The organism is Lactobacillus sp. ESL0684, assembly GCF_029392675.1.
GTDB lineage: Bacteria > Bacillota > Bacilli > Lactobacillales > Lactobacillaceae > Lactobacillus.
On the sequence record NZ_CP113941.1, the window covers coordinates 1 to 17,510 of the forward strand.

The 17,510-nt window shown below is 38.1% G+C and carries 16 protein-coding genes and 1 tRNA gene; 15 read left to right on the forward strand and 2 right to left on the reverse strand.

Features of this window, described 5'->3' with window-relative positions; genetic code table 11:
- Positions 1-4: 4 nt before the first annotated feature.
- From dnaA to OZX56_RS00065, 13 genes are all read left to right on the forward strand, one after another.
- Positions 5-1,369, forward strand: a complete 1,365-nt coding sequence (gene dnaA, locus OZX56_RS00005) for a chromosomal replication initiator protein DnaA (protein ID WP_277125308.1) — start codon at positions 5-7, stop codon at positions 1,367-1,369.
- A 170-nt stretch (positions 1,370-1,539) separates the two neighbouring features.
- Positions 1,540-2,670 (forward strand): DNA polymerase III subunit beta, encoded by a 1,131-nt coding sequence (gene dnaN, locus OZX56_RS00010; protein WP_277139699.1) that lies wholly within the window; start codon positions 1,540-1,542, stop codon positions 2,668-2,670.
- 220 nt (positions 2,671-2,890) lie between these two features.
- Entirely contained in the window at positions 2,891-3,112 is a 222-nt protein-coding gene (gene yaaA, locus OZX56_RS00015; RefSeq protein ID WP_277125304.1) for a S4 domain-containing protein YaaA, read from the forward strand.
- A 3-nt stretch (positions 3,113-3,115) separates the two neighbouring features.
- Positions 3,116-4,243 (forward strand): DNA replication/repair protein RecF, encoded by a 1,128-nt coding sequence (recF, locus tag OZX56_RS00020; protein WP_277139700.1) that lies wholly within the window; start codon positions 3,116-3,118, stop codon positions 4,241-4,243.
- Positions 4,244-6,205 (forward strand): DNA topoisomerase (ATP-hydrolyzing) subunit B, encoded by a 1,962-nt coding sequence (gyrB, locus tag OZX56_RS00025; protein WP_277139701.1) that lies wholly within the window; start codon positions 4,244-4,246, stop codon positions 6,203-6,205.
- Between the two features lie 10 nt (positions 6,206-6,215).
- Positions 6,216-8,696 carry a DNA gyrase subunit A gene (gene gyrA, locus OZX56_RS00030; RefSeq protein WP_277125298.1) on the forward strand — a complete coding sequence of 827 codons (2,481 nt, stop codon included), beginning with the start codon at positions 6,216-6,218 and terminating at the stop codon, positions 8,694-8,696.
- A 209-nt stretch (positions 8,697-8,905) separates the two neighbouring features.
- Complete coding sequence (rpsF, locus tag OZX56_RS00035) at positions 8,906-9,202, forward strand: 30S ribosomal protein S6 (RefSeq protein ID WP_277125296.1); 297 nt, start codon at positions 8,906-8,908, stop codon at positions 9,200-9,202.
- A gap of 44 nt (positions 9,203-9,246) precedes the next feature.
- Positions 9,247-9,768, forward strand: a complete 522-nt coding sequence (gene ssb / locus OZX56_RS00040; protein ID WP_277139702.1) for a single-stranded DNA-binding protein — start codon at positions 9,247-9,249, stop codon at positions 9,766-9,768.
- 25 nt (positions 9,769-9,793) lie between these two features.
- Positions 9,794-10,030 (forward strand): 30S ribosomal protein S18, encoded by a 237-nt coding sequence (rpsR, locus tag OZX56_RS00045; protein WP_277125293.1) that lies wholly within the window; start codon positions 9,794-9,796, stop codon positions 10,028-10,030.
- Between the two features lie 149 nt (positions 10,031-10,179).
- The gene (locus OZX56_RS00050; RefSeq protein ID WP_277125291.1) at positions 10,180-12,198 is read left to right on the forward strand and encodes a DHH family phosphoesterase; all 2,019 of its coding nucleotides are present in this window, start codon (positions 10,180-10,182) and stop codon (positions 12,196-12,198) included.
- Between the two features lie 12 nt (positions 12,199-12,210).
- On the forward strand, positions 12,211-12,666 hold the full coding sequence (rplI, locus tag OZX56_RS00055; RefSeq protein ID WP_277139704.1) for a 50S ribosomal protein L9: 456 nt from the start codon (positions 12,211-12,213) through the stop codon (positions 12,664-12,666).
- A gap of 39 nt (positions 12,667-12,705) precedes the next feature.
- Positions 12,706-14,088, forward strand: a complete 1,383-nt coding sequence (gene dnaB / locus OZX56_RS00060; protein WP_277139705.1) for a replicative DNA helicase — start codon at positions 12,706-12,708, stop codon at positions 14,086-14,088.
- A gap of 133 nt (positions 14,089-14,221) precedes the next feature.
- Entirely contained in the window at positions 14,222-14,380 is a 159-nt protein-coding gene (locus OZX56_RS00065) for a CsbD family protein (RefSeq protein ID WP_277125286.1), read from the forward strand.
- A 63-nt stretch (positions 14,381-14,443) separates the two neighbouring features.
- On the opposite strand, the gene OZX56_RS00070 is transcribed toward OZX56_RS00065, so the two are convergent.
- Both OZX56_RS00070 and OZX56_RS00075 read right to left on the reverse strand, forming a co-directional pair.
- Positions 14,444-15,643 carry an Mbeg1-like protein gene (locus OZX56_RS00070; RefSeq protein WP_277139706.1) on the reverse strand — a complete coding sequence of 400 codons (1,200 nt, stop codon included), beginning with the start codon at positions 15,641-15,643 and terminating at the stop codon, positions 14,444-14,446.
- Between the two features lie 93 nt (positions 15,644-15,736).
- A complete protein-coding gene (locus tag OZX56_RS00075; protein ID WP_277125282.1) occupies positions 15,737-16,438 on the reverse strand; it encodes an MgtC/SapB family protein in 702 nt (233 codons plus the stop codon).
- A 153-nt stretch (positions 16,439-16,591) separates the two neighbouring features.
- On the opposite strand from OZX56_RS00075, the gene OZX56_RS00080 reads away from it, so the two are divergent.
- Both OZX56_RS00080 and OZX56_RS00085 read left to right on the forward strand, forming a co-directional pair.
- Positions 16,592-16,664, forward strand: a tRNA-Thr gene (locus OZX56_RS00080).
- Between the two features lie 359 nt (positions 16,665-17,023).
- Entirely contained in the window at positions 17,024-17,500 is a 477-nt protein-coding gene (locus tag OZX56_RS00085) for a GNAT family N-acetyltransferase (RefSeq protein WP_277139707.1), read from the forward strand.
- Positions 17,501-17,510 lie beyond the last annotated feature (10 nt).

Genomic DNA, 17,510 nt, shown 5'->3' on the forward strand with positions numbered 1-17,510 from the left:
TATTTTGTTTGACATTAATCAATTTTGGCAACATTTCAATCATGAAATGCGCGAACGTTTTAACGAAGTTGCCTATAACGCCTGGTTCAAAAATACTAAGCCCATTTCCTACAATAATGATACCCATGAATTAAAAATTGTGGTCCAAAACCCGGTAACGAAGGGATATTGGGAAAAAAATCTAGCTTCAGAATTAATTCAATCCGCATATGGCTATGCTAATATTGAAGTTATTCCAGTTTTTCAGATTGCCGATGAGCAGAGTACTGAACGAATTGTAGCACCTAAACCGAAAACGCCAACTCAACCTGTCCAACCTACGATTACCAACAATAATTTTGTTCGTAATCTAAAGTTAAACGAAAAGTATACTTTTGATAATTTCGTCCAAGGTGAAGGCAATAAGCTCGCAGCCGGAGCAGCTCTGGCAGTTGCTGACAGTCCCGGCAGTTTTTACAATCCTTTATTCATTTTTGGTGGAGTTGGTTTAGGTAAAACTCACTTGATGCAAGCAATCGGTCACCAAATGTTGGCTGAACGCCCAAACGCCAAAGTCGTCTACATTCAAAGTGAAACTTTCGTCAATGATTTCATTAATTCTATTAAAAACAAAACGCAAGACCAATTTCGTAAAAAATATCGGACTTGCGATCTATTATTAGTTGATGATATTCAATTTTTTGCTAAAAAAGAAGGAATTCAAGAGGAATTCTTTCATACTTTTGAAACCCTGTATAACGATCAAAAACAGATCGTCATGACCAGTGATCGCTTACCAACAGAAATTCCAGATCTATCGGAACGTTTAGTCTCACGATTTACCTGGGGCTTGCAAGTTGAAATTACTCCACCTGATTTAGAAACTAGAATTGCGATTTTACGCAAAAAGGCTGAAGCTGAAGATTTAACGATTAATGATGATACACTGGATTACATTGCTTCGCAGGTTGACACTAATATCCGAGAGCTTGAAGGTGCCTTAGTGAAAGTTCAGGCTCATGCCACGATTCAGCGTGAAGATATCAACGTGAATTTGGCACGCGAGGCACTAGCTGATCTAAAGCTCGTACAGAAGAACCGTGGACTACAAATTTCTAAAATCCAAGAGGTTGTCGCCAATTACTTCCAAACTTCGACACATGAACTAAAAGGTAAGAAGCGGGTCAGACAAATCGTTGTTCCTCGGCAAATTGCCATGTACTTATCACGCGAATTAACTGATTCTAGTTTACCGAAAATCGGTCAGGAATTTGGTGGCAAAGACCATACCACTGTCATGCATGCATGTGAAAAAATTAGCCGTGCTATTAAAACAGATTCTGAAATCAAAACTGCAGTTTTTGACTTAAAGCAAATGCTGGATCATTAGCTGGTGTATAATTGTGGAAAACTCTCTGGCTTGTGCACATTTTGTAAACCGTACTAATTACGCTATTTTAAGGCTACTAGTGTTTTTCAACAGAATAAACAGGCCCTACTAATACTACTAATTTATATAATAAATAATAAAAAAGCATACCTAACTTCAGGAGGTCCAAAATGAAATTTTCAGTTAACAGAAACCTATTTATCGATAATCTAAATAATGTGATGCGTGCCATCTCATCAAGAACAACGATTCCCATCTTAAGTGGTATCAAACTTAATTTAACGGAAAATGAATTACTGCTAACTGGTAGTGATACTGATATTTCAATTGAAGTACGTATTCCGACTAGTGAAGATCTAACTGTTGAATCACCTGGAGCAATTGTTTTACCTGCACGTTTCTTCAGCGAAATTATTAAAAAGCTTCCGGGAAAAGAATTTTCGCTTGAACTTAAAGAAAGTATGCAAACTCAAATTATTTCTGAAAATAGTGAATTTACTATCAATGGCCTGGATGCAAATAACTATCCAAGATTACCGGAAATTGCTGATGAGTCCGCTTTTGTTATTTCGGGGAAAACTTTCCGAGAAATTATTACAGAAACGCAATTTGCAGTTGCTACCCAGGAAAGCCGTCAAGTTTTGACGGGTGTTCACTTTACCTTTAGCCCAGAGCAGATCAGTGCAGTCGCCACTGATTCACATCGTTTATCCAGTCGAGCTCTCAGCTTAACTGCAGGTCCACAAACTGAAACTGATTTAATTATTCCTGGTAAAAGTTTGCTTGAACTAGCGCGAATTATTGGTGAAACTGATCCGGAAATCAAGGTTTGTCCTGGGGATAGCCAAGTTTTATTTGAAATTGGGAATATGCTGTTTTATTCTCGATTACTTGAAGGTAGCTATCCAGATACTGATCGCTTAATTCCTACAGAGAGTACTACTAGCGCTGAATTTGACTTAGCAGAACTATCTAGTGCATTAGACCGTGCAAGCTTATTAACACATGCCGGTCGAAATAATGTAGTTGATTTAACTCTGGATACGGAAAAGCAGACAGTTACTTTATCAGGTGAATCTGCAGAAATCGGTAATGTTGAAGAAGAAGTTAGTTTTAAGCAATTATCTGGTCAAAATTTAAAGATTTCGTTTAATCCAGATTATTTACGTGATGCATTACGGGCTTCAGTAACTGATTCGGTGGTAACAGAATTTACGCAACCACTGCGGCCGTTTACGGTTAACCCAGCTGATAATACAATTAATTTTGTACAGTTGATTACGCCAGTAAGAACGTTTTAATAATTATTAGTAATACAAAAGCTAAAAGCCATCTGATTGATGGCTTTTTTTAGTCCAAATTTTTAAGAATTGACTAAATCAGCACTCTCTTGTGTCTTTTTAGTCGTTCACTATGAAAAGTATCTTTTACAAAACATCGTTTATATGGCGTTATATTGGCTATTTGAGTTGTTTTTTGCTAGTGAAACGAATATACTTAACTTATAGGTAAATAGAAGTGGTGAAGGTGAAGACGATTAAGGAATTTAAGATCAAGGGGGATTACATTACCCTCAGTCAATTTTTAAAAGAAGAAAGTATCATTTCTTCTGGTGGACAAGCAAAGTGGTATCTGCAAGAAAATCCAGTTTGGTTGAACGAAGTAAAGGAAGCTCGGCGTGGCAAAAAACTTCGCCCTGGTGACCAACTTCAAGTAGAGCAAACGAACTATGTGTTTCGATAAAAGATGTATCTGAAGCAGTTCAAGGCGCAGCACTATCGGAATTTACAAGAATTTGAGTTGGAATTCGATCCTAATGTTAATATTTTCATTGGAAAAAATGCGCAAGGGAAAACTAACTTACTAGAAGCAATTTATTTTTTAGCATTGACTAGATCGCACAGGACTAATAGTGACAAGGAATTAATCGCTTTCGGTGATGAATTTGCTAATGTTTATGGTCATGTTTACAAGAGTCAGGTTGATTTAACTTTACGAGTATTAATCACTAAAAAAGGCAAAAAGGTTTGGCTTAATCGTGTGGAGCAGGCAAAGTTATCTAAATATGTGGGTCAGTTAAATGCAATTTTATTTTCGCCAGAAGACCTGGAATTGATCAAAGGTGCACCAGCTTTGCGTCGGCGATTTATGGATCAAGAGTTTGGCCAAATTAATGCAGAATATTTGTATTTTGCTAGTAAATATAAACAAGTTCTGCAGCAAAAAAACAATTATCTAAAACAGCTGGCTAAAAAAGAAGCACATGATTTGCTTTTTTTAGATGTGCTATCAGATCAACTGGCAGGTGTCGCAGCGGAAGTCGTTGTTCGGCGTTACCAATTTTTAACGTATTTAGATGAATTTGCACAGGATGCCTATAAAAGCATCAGTTCTAGTGGTGAAGAACTAAAACTGCGATATCACCCATCAGTTGCTGACGTATCTGAACAAGATGATACAGAAACCGTCTATCACAAGTTGTTAGCAAATTTTAAGCAGAATAAGCAACTTGAGATAAAAAAGGGAACTACCTTAGTTGGTCCCCATCGTGATGACATTAGTTTTGAATTAGATGGCAAAGATGCTCATCTATATGGTTCTCAAGGGCAACAACGTACGATTGCACTTAGCATTAAGCTAGCAGAGATTCAGTTGGTCCATCAATTAACTTCAGAATACCCGTTGTTGTTACTTGATGATGTAATGAGTGAATTAGATCATGAGCGCCAAGGTGCATTGCTTAGTTATATTCATGGCAAGACGCAGACTTTTATTACGACAACTGATCTTGCAGGTATTTCCCGGGAAATAATCAAAAAACCTAAAATATATCAAATTAATTCTGGAAAAATTCGTTTAGCAAAGGAGAATTAAATGGCTGATAATAAAGAAAATCTTGAGCAAATCGAGCAATATGAAAAAGAAGCTGATAAATATAATGCTAGTCAAATTCAGGTTTTGGGTGGACTTGAAGCGGTTCGTAAACGACCGGGAATGTATATTGGCTCTACTAGTTCGCAAGGACTGCATCATTTGGTTTGGGAAGTAATTGATAACAGTATTGACGAGAGTTTAGCTGGTTTTGCTACCAAAATTGAAATTACAGTTAACGAAGATGGTAGCGTGACTGTTCAAGATGATGGCCGCGGAATTCCTACTGATATTCAAAAAAAGACGGGGCGGCCAGCATTGGAGACTGTTTTTACCGTTTTGCATGCCGGTGGTAAATTTGGCGGTGGCGGCTATAAAGTTTCAGGTGGTTTGCATGGTGTTGGTGCTTCTGTAGTCAATGCTTTGTCTACTGAATTAGATGTTACGACTGTGCGTGATGGTAAACAGTATTATATTGATTTTACTCGTGGTCGCGTTAAGTCAGAAATGACAATGATTGGTAATGCTCCACTTAGTGAGCATGGGACCAAAGTTCATTTTTATCCAGATCCAGACATTTTTACTGAAACCACAGCTTTCGATGATAAGATTTTAAAAACTAGAATTCGGGAATTGGCCTTTTTAAATAAGGGATTAAAGTTAACCTTTACAGATAAGCGTAAAGATAGTGCAGAAACTGATGTTTATCACTATGAAGGTGGTATTAAGGAGTATGTGGCCTTTTTAAATAAGGGAACCGATGTTTTATATGACGAGCCAATTTACGTTGAAGGAAATTATGATGAAATCAACGTAGAGGTTTCATTGCAATATACAGCTGGCTATAAGACCACATTAATGACTTTTGCTAATAATATTCATACTTATGAAGGTGGAACTCATGAAGCTGGCTTTAAAACAGCTCTTACTCGAGTAGTTAATGATTATGCTCACAAAACCAAGATTTTGAAGGAAAAAGACGATAATCTTTCAGGAGAAGATATTCGTGAAGGGATGACGGCTGTTGTTTCGGTGAAGCACCCAGATCCACAATTTGAAGGACAGACTAAGACTAAGCTAGGAAATTCTGATGCTAGAACAGCGGTTGATAAGGCCTTTTCTGAAGCATTTACTAGTTTTTTGATGGAAAATCCGCAAGTTGGTCGTAAAATTGTCGAAAAAGCACAACTGGCTGAAAGAGCGCGTAGTGCTGCTAAGCGAGCTCGAGAAGTAACCCGTAAAAAGTCAGGTTTAGAAATTGCTAACTTACCCGGAAAATTGGCAGATAATACTAGCAATGATCCAAGTATTTCAGAATTATTTATCGTTGAGGGGAATTCTGCCGGTGGTTCTGCTAAACAGGGGCGTTCACGTTTGACCCAAGCAATTTTGCCAATTCGAGGAAAAATTCTGAATGTGGAAAAGGCTTCGATGGACCGAATTTTGGCTAATGAAGAAATTCGTTCTCTATTTACTGCTTTAGGAACAGGCTTTGGTGCTGATTTTGACATTACTAAAACTCGTTATCATAAGCTAATTATTATGACAGATGCCGATGTTGATGGAGCACATATTAGAACTTTGCTTTTAACATTATTCTACAATTACATGAAGCCAATGATTGATGAAGGCTATGTATATATTGCCAAGCCACCTCTATATCAGGTTCGTCAAGGTAAAGTAATTAGATATCTTGATACTGATGAAGAGCTGCACGATTACCTAGGTCAATTACAGCCAAGTCCTAAGCCACTTGTTCAACGTTATAAGGGATTAGGGGAAATGGATCCCGAGCAATTATGGGAAACTACCATGAATCCTGAAAATCGGCGGCTTGATCGGGTTAGTCCGGAATATGCCAAAGATGTTGATGAGGTCTTTGAGCTGTTGATGGGCAATGAAGTAGCACCTCGACGCAAATTTATTGAAGATAATGCCAAATATGTTGAAAACTTGGATGCTTAGGAGGGCTTAAATGAATAATGACAATCAAGGTCAAGATCATCGGATAACTAATGTTGATTTGACTAGCGTGATGAATAGTTCATTCTTAGATTATGCGATGTCAGTTATCGTTGCGCGGGCTTTGCCTGATGTTCGAGATGGTCTAAAGCCTGTTCAACGGCGAATCTTATATGGAATGAGTGAATTAGGCGTAACTCCTGATAAGCCTTATAAAAAATCAGCTAGAATTGTCGGGGAAGTAATGGGAAAATTTCACCCCCATGGCGATTCTTCGATCTATTTAGCAATGGCGCATATGGCGCAAGATTTTAGTTATCGGTACATGCTGGTTGATGGCCATGGTAACTTTGGTTCTGTTGATGGTGATGAGCCAGCCGCAATGCGTTACACTGAGGCGCGGATGAGTAAAATCGCGGTAGAGATGCTGCGTGATATCAATAAGAATACGATTGATTGGCAACGTAACTATGATGATGAGGAAAATGAGCCGGTTGTATTGCCGGCACGGATTCCTAATTTGCTAGTTAATGGTTCTAGCGGAATAGCTGTTGGAATGACTACGAATATTCCGCCACATAATTTGTCAGAAGTAATCAGTGGAATTCATTTGCTAATGGATAATCCGGATATTACCACTAAGGAATTGATGAAGGCCATACCGGGTCCAGATTTTCCAACTGGCGGGATTATTATGGGTCGCGGTGGGATTTATCGCGCTTATGAATCTGGTCGTGGTAATATTGTCGTTCGCGCTAAGACTGAGATTGAAACTGAAAAGAGTGGGCGTGAACGAATTGTCGTTAGTGAGTTGCCATATTTAGTTAATAAGGCAGAACTAGTTAAGAAAATTGCTGATTTAGCACGTAACAAGACGATCGATGGTATTACTGGTGTGCGGGATGAATCCGATCAATCTGGGATGCGAATTACAATTGATATCCGCCGTGATGCCAGTGCTAGTGTAATCTTAAATAATTTATTTAAGTTAACACAAATGCAGGCTAATTTTGGGATGAATATGGTGGCGATCGTTGATGGTGCGCCGCATTTCTTGACCGTTAAAGAAATGCTGCAACATTATCTGCGTCATCAAGAAGATGTGGTAACTCGTAGAACTAAGTTTGAACTTGGGAAAGCGCAGGCACGAGCACATATCCTGGCTGGGTTAAAAGTTGCCCTTGATCATATTGACGAAATCGTTCATATTATTCGTGAAAGTAACTCAAGTGACATTGCTAAAGCCGCTCTAATTAGTCGTTTTGGTCTTGATGATAAGCAGTCACAAGCGATTTTGGATATGCGATTGGTCCGACTGACCGGACTAGAACGTGATAAGGTGGAAGCTGAATATAGTGAATTGCAAGCCAAAATTGCTGATTACAAAGATATTTTAGCGAAGCCTGAACGAATTAATGAAATTATTTACAATGAATTACTAGATATTCAAAAACGCTTTGGCGATAAGCGCCGCACTGAAATTGGTGCTAGCGAAGTCGTTTCAATTGAAGATGAAGATTTAATTGAAAAGCAAGATGTCTTATTGACGCTAACACATAGCGGTTATATTAAGCGCATGCTAATCAATGAGTTTAAGACTCAGAATCGTGGTGGTAAAGGTATCAAAGGAATGGGCGTCAAAGATGGCGACTTTATTGAAAAGCTAATTTATGCAAGTACCCACGATATGCTGCTATTCTTTACTAACAAGGGTAAGGTATATTCCAAGAAGGCTTATGAAGTTCCTGAATTTAGTCGAACAGCTAAAGGTTTGCCAATTGTCAATTTGCTGCAATTAGAAAAAGGTGAGCGAATTCAGACGATTGTTAATATTCCAGAAGATGCTGATGATCAATATCTCTTCTTTGTTACTAAGTTAGGATCAGTTAAACGGACCAAGGTTAGTGAATTTGCTAATATTAGAAATAGTGGGTTGATTGCATTGACTCTGCGTGATGGCGATGAATTAATCAATGTTTTAACAACTGATGGTCAACAAACTATCTTGCTTGGAACCCATTTAGGTTATGCGGTTCGCTTTAGCGAGCAAGTGGTTCGTTCAATGGGACGGACTGCTGCTGGCGTGCGCGGGATTAATTTACGCGCCGGTGACTATGTTGTTGGTGATGGTACGATCAAGGATAGCGATGAAGTTTTAGTTATTTCTGAAAAAGGATACGGGAAACGTACCTCGGCTAAGGAATATCCGGTTAAAGGTCGTGGTGGTAAAGGAATTAAGACCGTTAATATTACCGAAAAGAATGGGCCACTTGCTGGTGTTACAGTAGTTGATGGTAGCCAAGACATCATGGTAATTACTAATGACGGGATTATGATTCGTTTTAAGATTGACAATGTGTCGCAGACCAGTCGAAGCACGGTCGGTGTGCGGTTAATCAAAGTGAATGACCAAAGTAAAGTAGCAAGTCTAGCACTGGTACCTGCTGAAGCTGACCAAGAAGTAGTTTCTGATTCAACTGAAGCGGTTGACTAGTTATAAATTATTAATTTAAAAACGAAAAAAATTGGCAAGCTTTTTTACGTAATTATCTTTAGAGTAAAAATTTCTCAGAGGATCACGTGAAGATAGTTTGGTAATTTTTTTATTTATGTGCTAAAATTAGAGATTGCGAGTAATAAATTCATTACTCCTTGTTCTTGATTTTAGCAAGAACCATTTAGACCAAAAGGAGGTGCACTAGTATGACAACTACTAAGTACGAAATAACTTATATTATTAAGCCTGATATTGATGAGGAATCAAAAAAAGCGCTAACTGAAAATTATGATAAGGTTATTGCTGATAACGGCGGTACAATGGTTGAATCTAAAGACTGGGAAAAGCGTCATTTTGCATATGAAATCGATAAGTATCGTGAAGGTACTTACCACATTATGACTTTCACTGCTGATAACGCTGACGCAGTTAACGAATTTGATCGTTTGTCTAAGATTGACACTGCTGTTTTACGTTCAATGACTGTTAAGTTGGACAAGTGATTTTATTATCGTTTTCGTGATTTAGGAAAGAGAGGACATGAAGTATGATTAATCGAGTTGTACTTGTTGGCCGTTTAACACGTGATCCTGAATTGCGTACTACTGGGAGTGGAATCTCGGTTGCTACGTTTACTCTTGCTGTTGATCGTCAGTTTACTAACGCTCAAGGTGAGAGAGGTGCGGATTTTATCAGTTGTGTAATTTGGCGTAAGGCTGCAGAAAATTTCTGTAACTTTACTTCTAAAGGCTCACTTGTTGGAATTGACGGCCGAATTCAAACCAGAACTTACGATAATAAAGACGGGCAAAGAGTCTATGTGACTGAAGTTGTTGTTGACAATTTCTCACTGCTTGAATCACGTAAAGATCGTGAAACCCGTGGTCAAAATGGTGGTTATACACCGAATAATAATGCGAATTTTGGTGGTCAAAACACTAATAATTCGCAAAATATGGGATCGTTTGATCAGAATATGCCGAATAACAACCAAGCCAATATGCCTAAAGATCCGTTTGCAGGCTCTGGTGATACGATTGACATTTCTGATGACGATCTTCCATTCTAAACTTTTAAAGAAAGGAGTCTAGGATATGGCTCAACAAAGAAGAGGCGGCAGTCATCGTCGTAAGGTTGATTTTATCGCAGCCAATCATATTGATTACGTTGACTACAAAGACGTTGATCTGTTGAAACGTTTTATCTCAGAGAGAGGTAAAATTTTACCACGTCGTGTCACTGGCACCAGCGCTAAAAATCAACGTAAAGTAGCTAAGGCAATTGAAAGAGCTCGCATTATGGGCTTGTTACCATTTGTTACTGAAGATTAAACAATCAAATAAAAAATTAAAATGTGGGAATAAACTTTCCGCATTTTTTTGTACGCTATTTTAAGCATGATATTGGGGAGTTTCTTATCGAGGGGATACAAGGTATAATAAGGGTAATGTATTTTACATTAATTTAGGAAGGATCTTGCATGAAAGATTTTTTACGTAATGAATTCCCTGCTTTTATTAAAGATTCACGCTTGATGGCTTCGGTAGTGATCATCTTGGCTTTATCGCTTTTGGGTAGTATTATTGCGATGATTATGAATCCGCTGTTTGGATTAGCAATGGTGGTAATTTTTATTTTAACTGTTGCAATTACGATATACGGTGCTTACATTTTAGCCGGCAATGCCAATAATTTTGCAGTTAGCTTGTCGTATCGCATCAAACGCAGTGAGCAAGAAGCAATGATCAAGATGCCACTTGGGATCTTACTCTATGATGAAAGTCGGCAAATTCAATGGGTTAATCCATATTTGCAGCTTTATCTCAAAGATGACGACTTGATTGGACATAAAATTAAGGCAGTTGATCCTGCTTTGAATAAGTTAATTGATGAAGCTTTAGCTGCTAAAACAAACGAAAATCGAGTTGTAGAGTGGGATGGTCATCAATTTGAAATCAGTATTCAAGACAATTTAGGTGTGGTTTATCTACTGGATATTACTCGCTATGCTGAAATTGAGCAAAGGTATAATGATGAATTGCTGGCAGTTGGTCAAGTTTTCATTGATAATTATGATGAATTAAGTGAAACCATGCATGACCAAGAATTGACCAATATGAGTTCATACGTGCAAAACACTTTGAGTAATTATGCCAAAGGGTTTAATGCTTATTTAAAGCGAATTGATGAAGACCACTTTTTGCTATTGTTACATATGCAAGACTTAACTAAGATGGAACAAGATAAGTTTTCAGTCTTGGACAAGATGCGACAGGAAACCAGTCGTAACAATACACCATTAACATTATCAGTCGGAATTGCATTTGGCAGTAGTTCAATTACAGAACTGGCCGATCAGGCACAATCAAATCTAGACTTAGCTTTAGGACGTGGCGGCGATCAAGTGGTGTTATCGCAACCTGGTAAAGATGTCCGATTTTATGGTGGCAAGTCGAATCCAATGGAGAAACGGACTAGGGTTCGTGCGCGGATGGTCTCCCAAGCCATTAGTGAGTTATTTAAAGAAGCCGATCGGGTCTTCGTGGTTGGTCATGCCAATCCTGATATGGACTCAATTGGTAGTGGTATCGGGGTTGTCAAAATTGCGCAATTGCACGATGTTAAGGCTAATTTTGTATTAGACGTTAATAAAACTAATTATGATGTTGGTCGGTTAGTTGCTCAGATGCAAAAGAGTAAAGAAGAAGCTGACTTACTAATTACTCCTAAAGATGCTTTAGAAAAAGTGACTAATAAATCAATGTTAGTGATGGTTGATCATTCTAAGTATTCAATTACTTATGCTAAAGAATTGTATGACCGGCTGAAAAATCGCATTATTGTAATTGATCACCATCGTCGCGGTGAAGAGTTTCCAGAAAATCCAATGTTAACTTACGTTGAACCTTATGCTTCTTCGGCGTGTGAATTAGTGACAGAAATGATTGAGTATCAGCAACCGCGTTCTGGTAAACGAGTCTTGACTGAAATCGAAGCAACTGCAATGCTTGCAGGGATTACAGTGGATTCTAAAGAATTTTCGCTACGGACTGGAACTAGAACCTTTGATGCAGCTAGCTATTTACGTTCGATTGGCGCAAGTTCGACTGGCGTCAGTGAGTTGTTAAAAGAGAACCTTGATAGCTTTCTTGAGCGTAACCAGTTAGTTTCGACATTGAAGATGATTAAGCCGCAAATGGCAGTTTTATGTGGTCCAGATGATAAAGTGATTGATCCGATTGTAACGGCGCAGGCAGCTGATACAGCACTTGATTTAGAAAATGTTGAGGCAAGTTTTGCAATAACTCGACGTGATAAGGAAACAATCGGAATATCTGCACGGTCGATGGGAGACATCAATGTTCAGGTCATTATGGAAAAATTAGGTGGTGGTGGTCATTTGTCTAATGCTGCTACACAAATTAAAGATCTAACAATTGAACAAGCACTTGCAAAATTAACCGAAGCGGTTGATACTTATGAAAAAGAAAATGAATAAAGGAGAAAAATCATGAAGGTTATTTTTACTGAAGATGTTAAAGGACGCGGTAAGCGTGGTGAAGTTAAAAATGTGCCAGATGGTTATGCGCAGAATTTTTTATTTAAGCGTGGATTAGCCAAAGAAGCTACTAAGGCCAATATGCACACCTTACAGAGACGTAACGCAAATGAGCAGGCTGCTTATGAAGCAGAAAAGGCAGAAGCACAAAAAGTTAAGGCAGAGCTTGAAAAAGATGCAACTGTTGTTAACTTTAAGTCAAAGGCTGGAACAGATGCACGTTTGTTTGGTTCAATCTCTAGCAAAAAAATTGTTGAAGGCTTAGAACAACAATTTGGAATTAAAGTTGACAAACGCAAGTTAAACTTACCTGAACCAATCAAGGCACTTGGCTATACCAATGTTTCAGTTAAGTTATTTAAGGGTGTAGAAGCTAAAATTCGTGTTCATGTTACTGAACAAGATTAATTGTACTGGATTGAAGTTTACTAAAAGTGGTCATAATTAATGGATAATATTGTCTCACAACAAATTCCGCATGATGATGAAGCGGAGAAGGCTGTTTTAGGAGCTATTTTTATTGATCCTGAGTCGATTGCGGATGCCAGTAGTGTTGTCCAAACGGATGACTTTTATAAAAGAGCCAATCAGTTAGTTTTTCAGGCAATGCTAGAGCTATCAGACCGTGAAGCTCCGATTGATCCGCTAACTTTGCAAGATGAATTAACGAAAAAGAACCAATTAGACGATATTGGCGGAATTGCCTATGTTTCGGAATTAGCACTTGCTACACCGACTGCCGCTCATGTTACCTATTATGCTGAGATTGTTCATCGTAAGGCACTTTTACGGCGCCTAATTTCTGCCAGTCAAAAAATTATTATGACTGCTGTTCAAGATGCTGATGATGTCACTGACATTTTGGATGATGCTGAAAGTGAAATTCTGAATGTTTCTTCAGAAAATAATACTAGTGGTTTTCGCGAAATCAAGGAAATTGTTAATTCGACGATTGAAGAAATTAATAATATTCCAGAAGATGGGGACATGGTCACTGGCTTGCCAACTGGATTTGCTGAACTGGATAAAATGACCACTGGCTTTCATAATGATGAATTAGTAATTATTGCAGCGCGGCCAGGTGTTGGTAAAACTTCTTTTGCGCTAAATGTGGCACAATTTGTTGGTTTGCACACGGATAAAAGTGTAGCAATGTTTTCATTAGAAATGAGCGGGGAGCAACTAGTGCAGCGAATGCTGGCGTCTGAAGGATTAATTGATTCCCAACACTTGCGTACGGGGCAACTCGATGAAGAAGAATGGCGCAAGTTGATAGTTGCTTCTGGGTCTTTGGCGACTGCTAAGATTTATATTGATGATACGCCGGGCATTAAAATGAGTGAAATTCGGGCACAAGCGCGGCGTCTGGCTAAAGAACAGGGCAATCTAGGTTTAATTGTGATTGACTATTTGCAGCTAATTGAAGGCCCTCGTAGTGAATCACGTCAACAAGAAGTCTCTGCTATTTCGCGGCAACTTAAAAAGTTGGCTAAGGAACTTCATGTGCCAGTTATTGCACTATCGCAATTATCACGTTCGGTTGAGCAGCGTCAAGATAAGCGTCCGGTGTTGTCAGATATTCGTGAATCTGGTTCGATTGAGCAGGATGCGGATATTGTGTCGTTTTTATATCGGGATGATTATTATCGTGAAGAAGATGAAGATGACGAGAGTCAGACTGAAGTTGGAGCCGAAGACGACAACGGTGAAGTAGAAGTGATTATTGAAAAGAATCGTTCTGGGAGTCGTGGCACTATCAAGCTGATGTTCTCTAAGCCGTATAATCGCTTTTCTAATCTTGATTACAGTCATGATCAGCCAAATGGGTAATTGTTAGATTAGTGGTTATTTATTGCTAAAATTTTTAGCTAAAATGAAGCATTTTCAATGAATTTATTTTACTAAGATTGTATGATTAGAGTATAAACTTATATTATTAATTTGTTGGAAAGGACAGATAATTATGGCTGAAAAAGATTTTAAAGATAAAGTAGAGGGTAAAGCTAAAGAAGTTGAAGGCAAAGCCCAGAAGACTGCTGGTAAGGCTAAAGAAAAGATGCATGATGCCGCTGATACTGTCAAAGACAAATTTGATGATGTCAAAGATAAAGCTAAAAAATAGCTAGTTAAAAAAGGCTAAGCAATGAAGTCATTGCTTAGCCTTTTTTGTGTTACACATGAAACATTAATGCAGCTTTTGCTCGATTTCAGGTGGTAATTTCAAATTAGGTTTTGAAATATCATAAAATTCATAAAAGATAGGAGCTTTATAAGAATCATTGCTTTTTGGATACAATTCATAATTATTAGCAGTAGTTGGCAGAGTTAAATTATTCTTGTATGAGTGCCAAAGATCGCTGATTGCATGGGTAAATAATTGTCGTTGATCTGAGTCAAGTGATAGAAAGACTCGCCCCATTTTATAAGTGCCCAATAGTTTATTATTAGTTAGCTGATACAGTTCATTAATATCGAAGTTTTCGAAAGCTTCAAACAATGCCGAAAAAGTTGCTCCACGCTGATTTTCTGGGATGTTTTGATTAAAATTGATCAGTGCATGGCGAATGATGCGGCTACCAGGAGCCAATCCTTGAGCAAGGGTAAAGCTATCGCGACCAACACTCCAGCGTCGTGGATCGTGTTGTTTACGCATACTGACAGTACTTTTGACAACCATGGTGTGCTCAGGATGATCAAGCATTGCACCAAAAATTGATCCCTGTGGAATGTAAGTCTTCATTTTTGGCATTGCCCGCACGAAACCTTGGGTAGAGTAAACTTGACTAAAAAAGCCCAATCCATCGAAGCTCAAAGCTTGAATAACTCTATCTTGAATTTCTGGCTGAACAGCACTTAAGGCATATTGTGCAAAATTACCACCCTTAGAATGGCCGACTAGATAGATCTTCTTATTAGGAAATTTCTGAGCAATGTCAGTTAAATATTGTGCGGCAACACTTTGACCATAAATTTCTGGTTGATAGTTCATAAGCAGATCTTCGTTCCAGCCAATCATGGTACTGTCAGTACCGCGATAACCAATCACGATTGTTTGCTCATCAAGGGAAAAGGTGGCAGCTGTGAACTGCAGAGGATGTGGTTCTTTTTCTAGTCTGTCAGTCCAATCAAGGATTTTTAATTGTGCAAGTCGTGGACTTTGGGATAGTAATACAATTTCGGCGCCAGTTTCATCATGCATTTGGTGTTGAAAGGAAGGCAATTTTGCCAGCTTTTGAGCAAGTTCTCCTAAAGTATGATTGACGACAGAGTCATCAGCAGGTAAATACATGATTGATGAGATTAAAGCAGCATCAACGCTGTTGAATGGCTTCTCCTGCAAAGTCAGATCACCACGCCAACGTAAATAATCGAGTGGATTTGCCATAAAATTACTCCTTTCATTTAATATATTGTAGTAGTTTTACTTTTAAAAGGTAAAAAATAAGCAATGGAATTAACCATTACTTAGCAATTGTGACTATTTATCTAGTCCTGCATAACTGATTCGCTTAATGTCTGGATATTTACGCAAGGCCATAATGATATCATTTTCATCAATATTATTATTAATTACGCTATCAACGTGAAAAATGATTCTTTCATCATTCACGTAAAGGATCTTGACGGAAACGTTCTCTACATGATTAACGGCTAGTTCTTCTTCAATCGTCTTTAAAATGCCATGCTTGTTAACTGCTTCAATCTGGATATTGAAGCGAATGTGGCGAATAAACTTATCTAACAAAGTATCATCGTGGAAGATCATTTGAATAATGAATAGCAGTACAGTTGACATAATGCCGATGAAGTACAGTCCTGAGCCAATCGCCATGCCGATAGCAGCTGTTGCCCAGATACCAGCAGCAGTGGTTAAGCCAGATACCTGTTGCCGCTTAACTAGAATAGTACCAGCGCCGATAAAAGAAATTCCTGAAACAATTTGCGCGGCAATCCGTGAGGGGTCAAGTGCCATGCCGTCTAGCTTATAGATATCAGCGAAACCATACTTTGAAATAATCATGAAAAGTGCTGATGAAATCGCAACTACAACGTGAGTTCTGATGCCAGCACTTTTACGTTGAATTGCTCGTTCATAGCCAATTAGCGCTCCACACAGGGCAGCAATGATGATTCGCAACAGCCAAGGTAATTGGCTGACAATTGGTGATATGTCTGCCATAAAAAGATACTCCTTCTCTTAAATTTGCTTTGTTATTAATGATACTAATGTTTAACACTAGATAATCATAACAGAAAATAAAAAAAGGTCAAAAATGACTTGCATATCTCCAGATAATATGGTTTAATTAATATCGTTGTCAAGTGAGACAATGCTGACTTAGCTCAGTTGGCAGAGCACGTCATTAGTAATGATGAGGTCGGAGGTTCGAATCCTCTAGTCAGCATAGAGGTTAAAAGACTTAAGTAAGATAAGCTTAACAGGGTATTAGTTAGGCTTGTTTTTTTGTAAATTTTTTAATGAATTATTTCTGTGGTTACTGAAAAAGCTTTAAGTGCTACAAGAATAGCTCTCTTTTTGAGCAGGATATGGCTAATAAAAATGATCTTATAATGTTGAAATATCAAAGGTTTTCGTTTGTGTACATTAGGCTATCCGGAAGTTCAAAAAAGCATGAAAGATATGTTGAAAAATATTTGTGATCAAGTTGGAATAGATAGTAATGGTTCTGGGTATTGAAATTTTAAATCTGGGAAAAATATAAACTAAGAAAATTGAAGAAAGGTTAATGGACGACTAAATAATATGACCTATAAAATTACTCAATTAACGCAAGAAAATGCAGTAGAAATTGCTGATAAATGGCACTATGATGGGCAGTATGCTTTTTATGATATGACTGCTGACCCAGAAGATTATGAAGAAATCGTTACTCCAAAATTGCGACAAAATAGTTATTATCAGGTACTTGCTGATGATAAATTAATCGGCTTTTTTGTGATTGAACCAGCGGATGAAAATCAAGGTAGCTATGAATTAGGATTGGGGATGAAGCCGAATTTAACCGGACAAGGAAAAGGGCAAGAGTTTTTGCAACAAATATTGGCTTTTGTAACAAGTAAGTTTGCGATAACAGAGCTTATTTTAGATGTTGCCGAATTTAACGTACGTGCACAAAAGGTTTATCAGCGATTGGGCTTTATACCAGTTAAAAAGCACCAGCAAGAAACAAATAATTCGGTTTATCCTTTTATTGAAATGAGACGAAAATTTAACAGATAGTTACTATTTA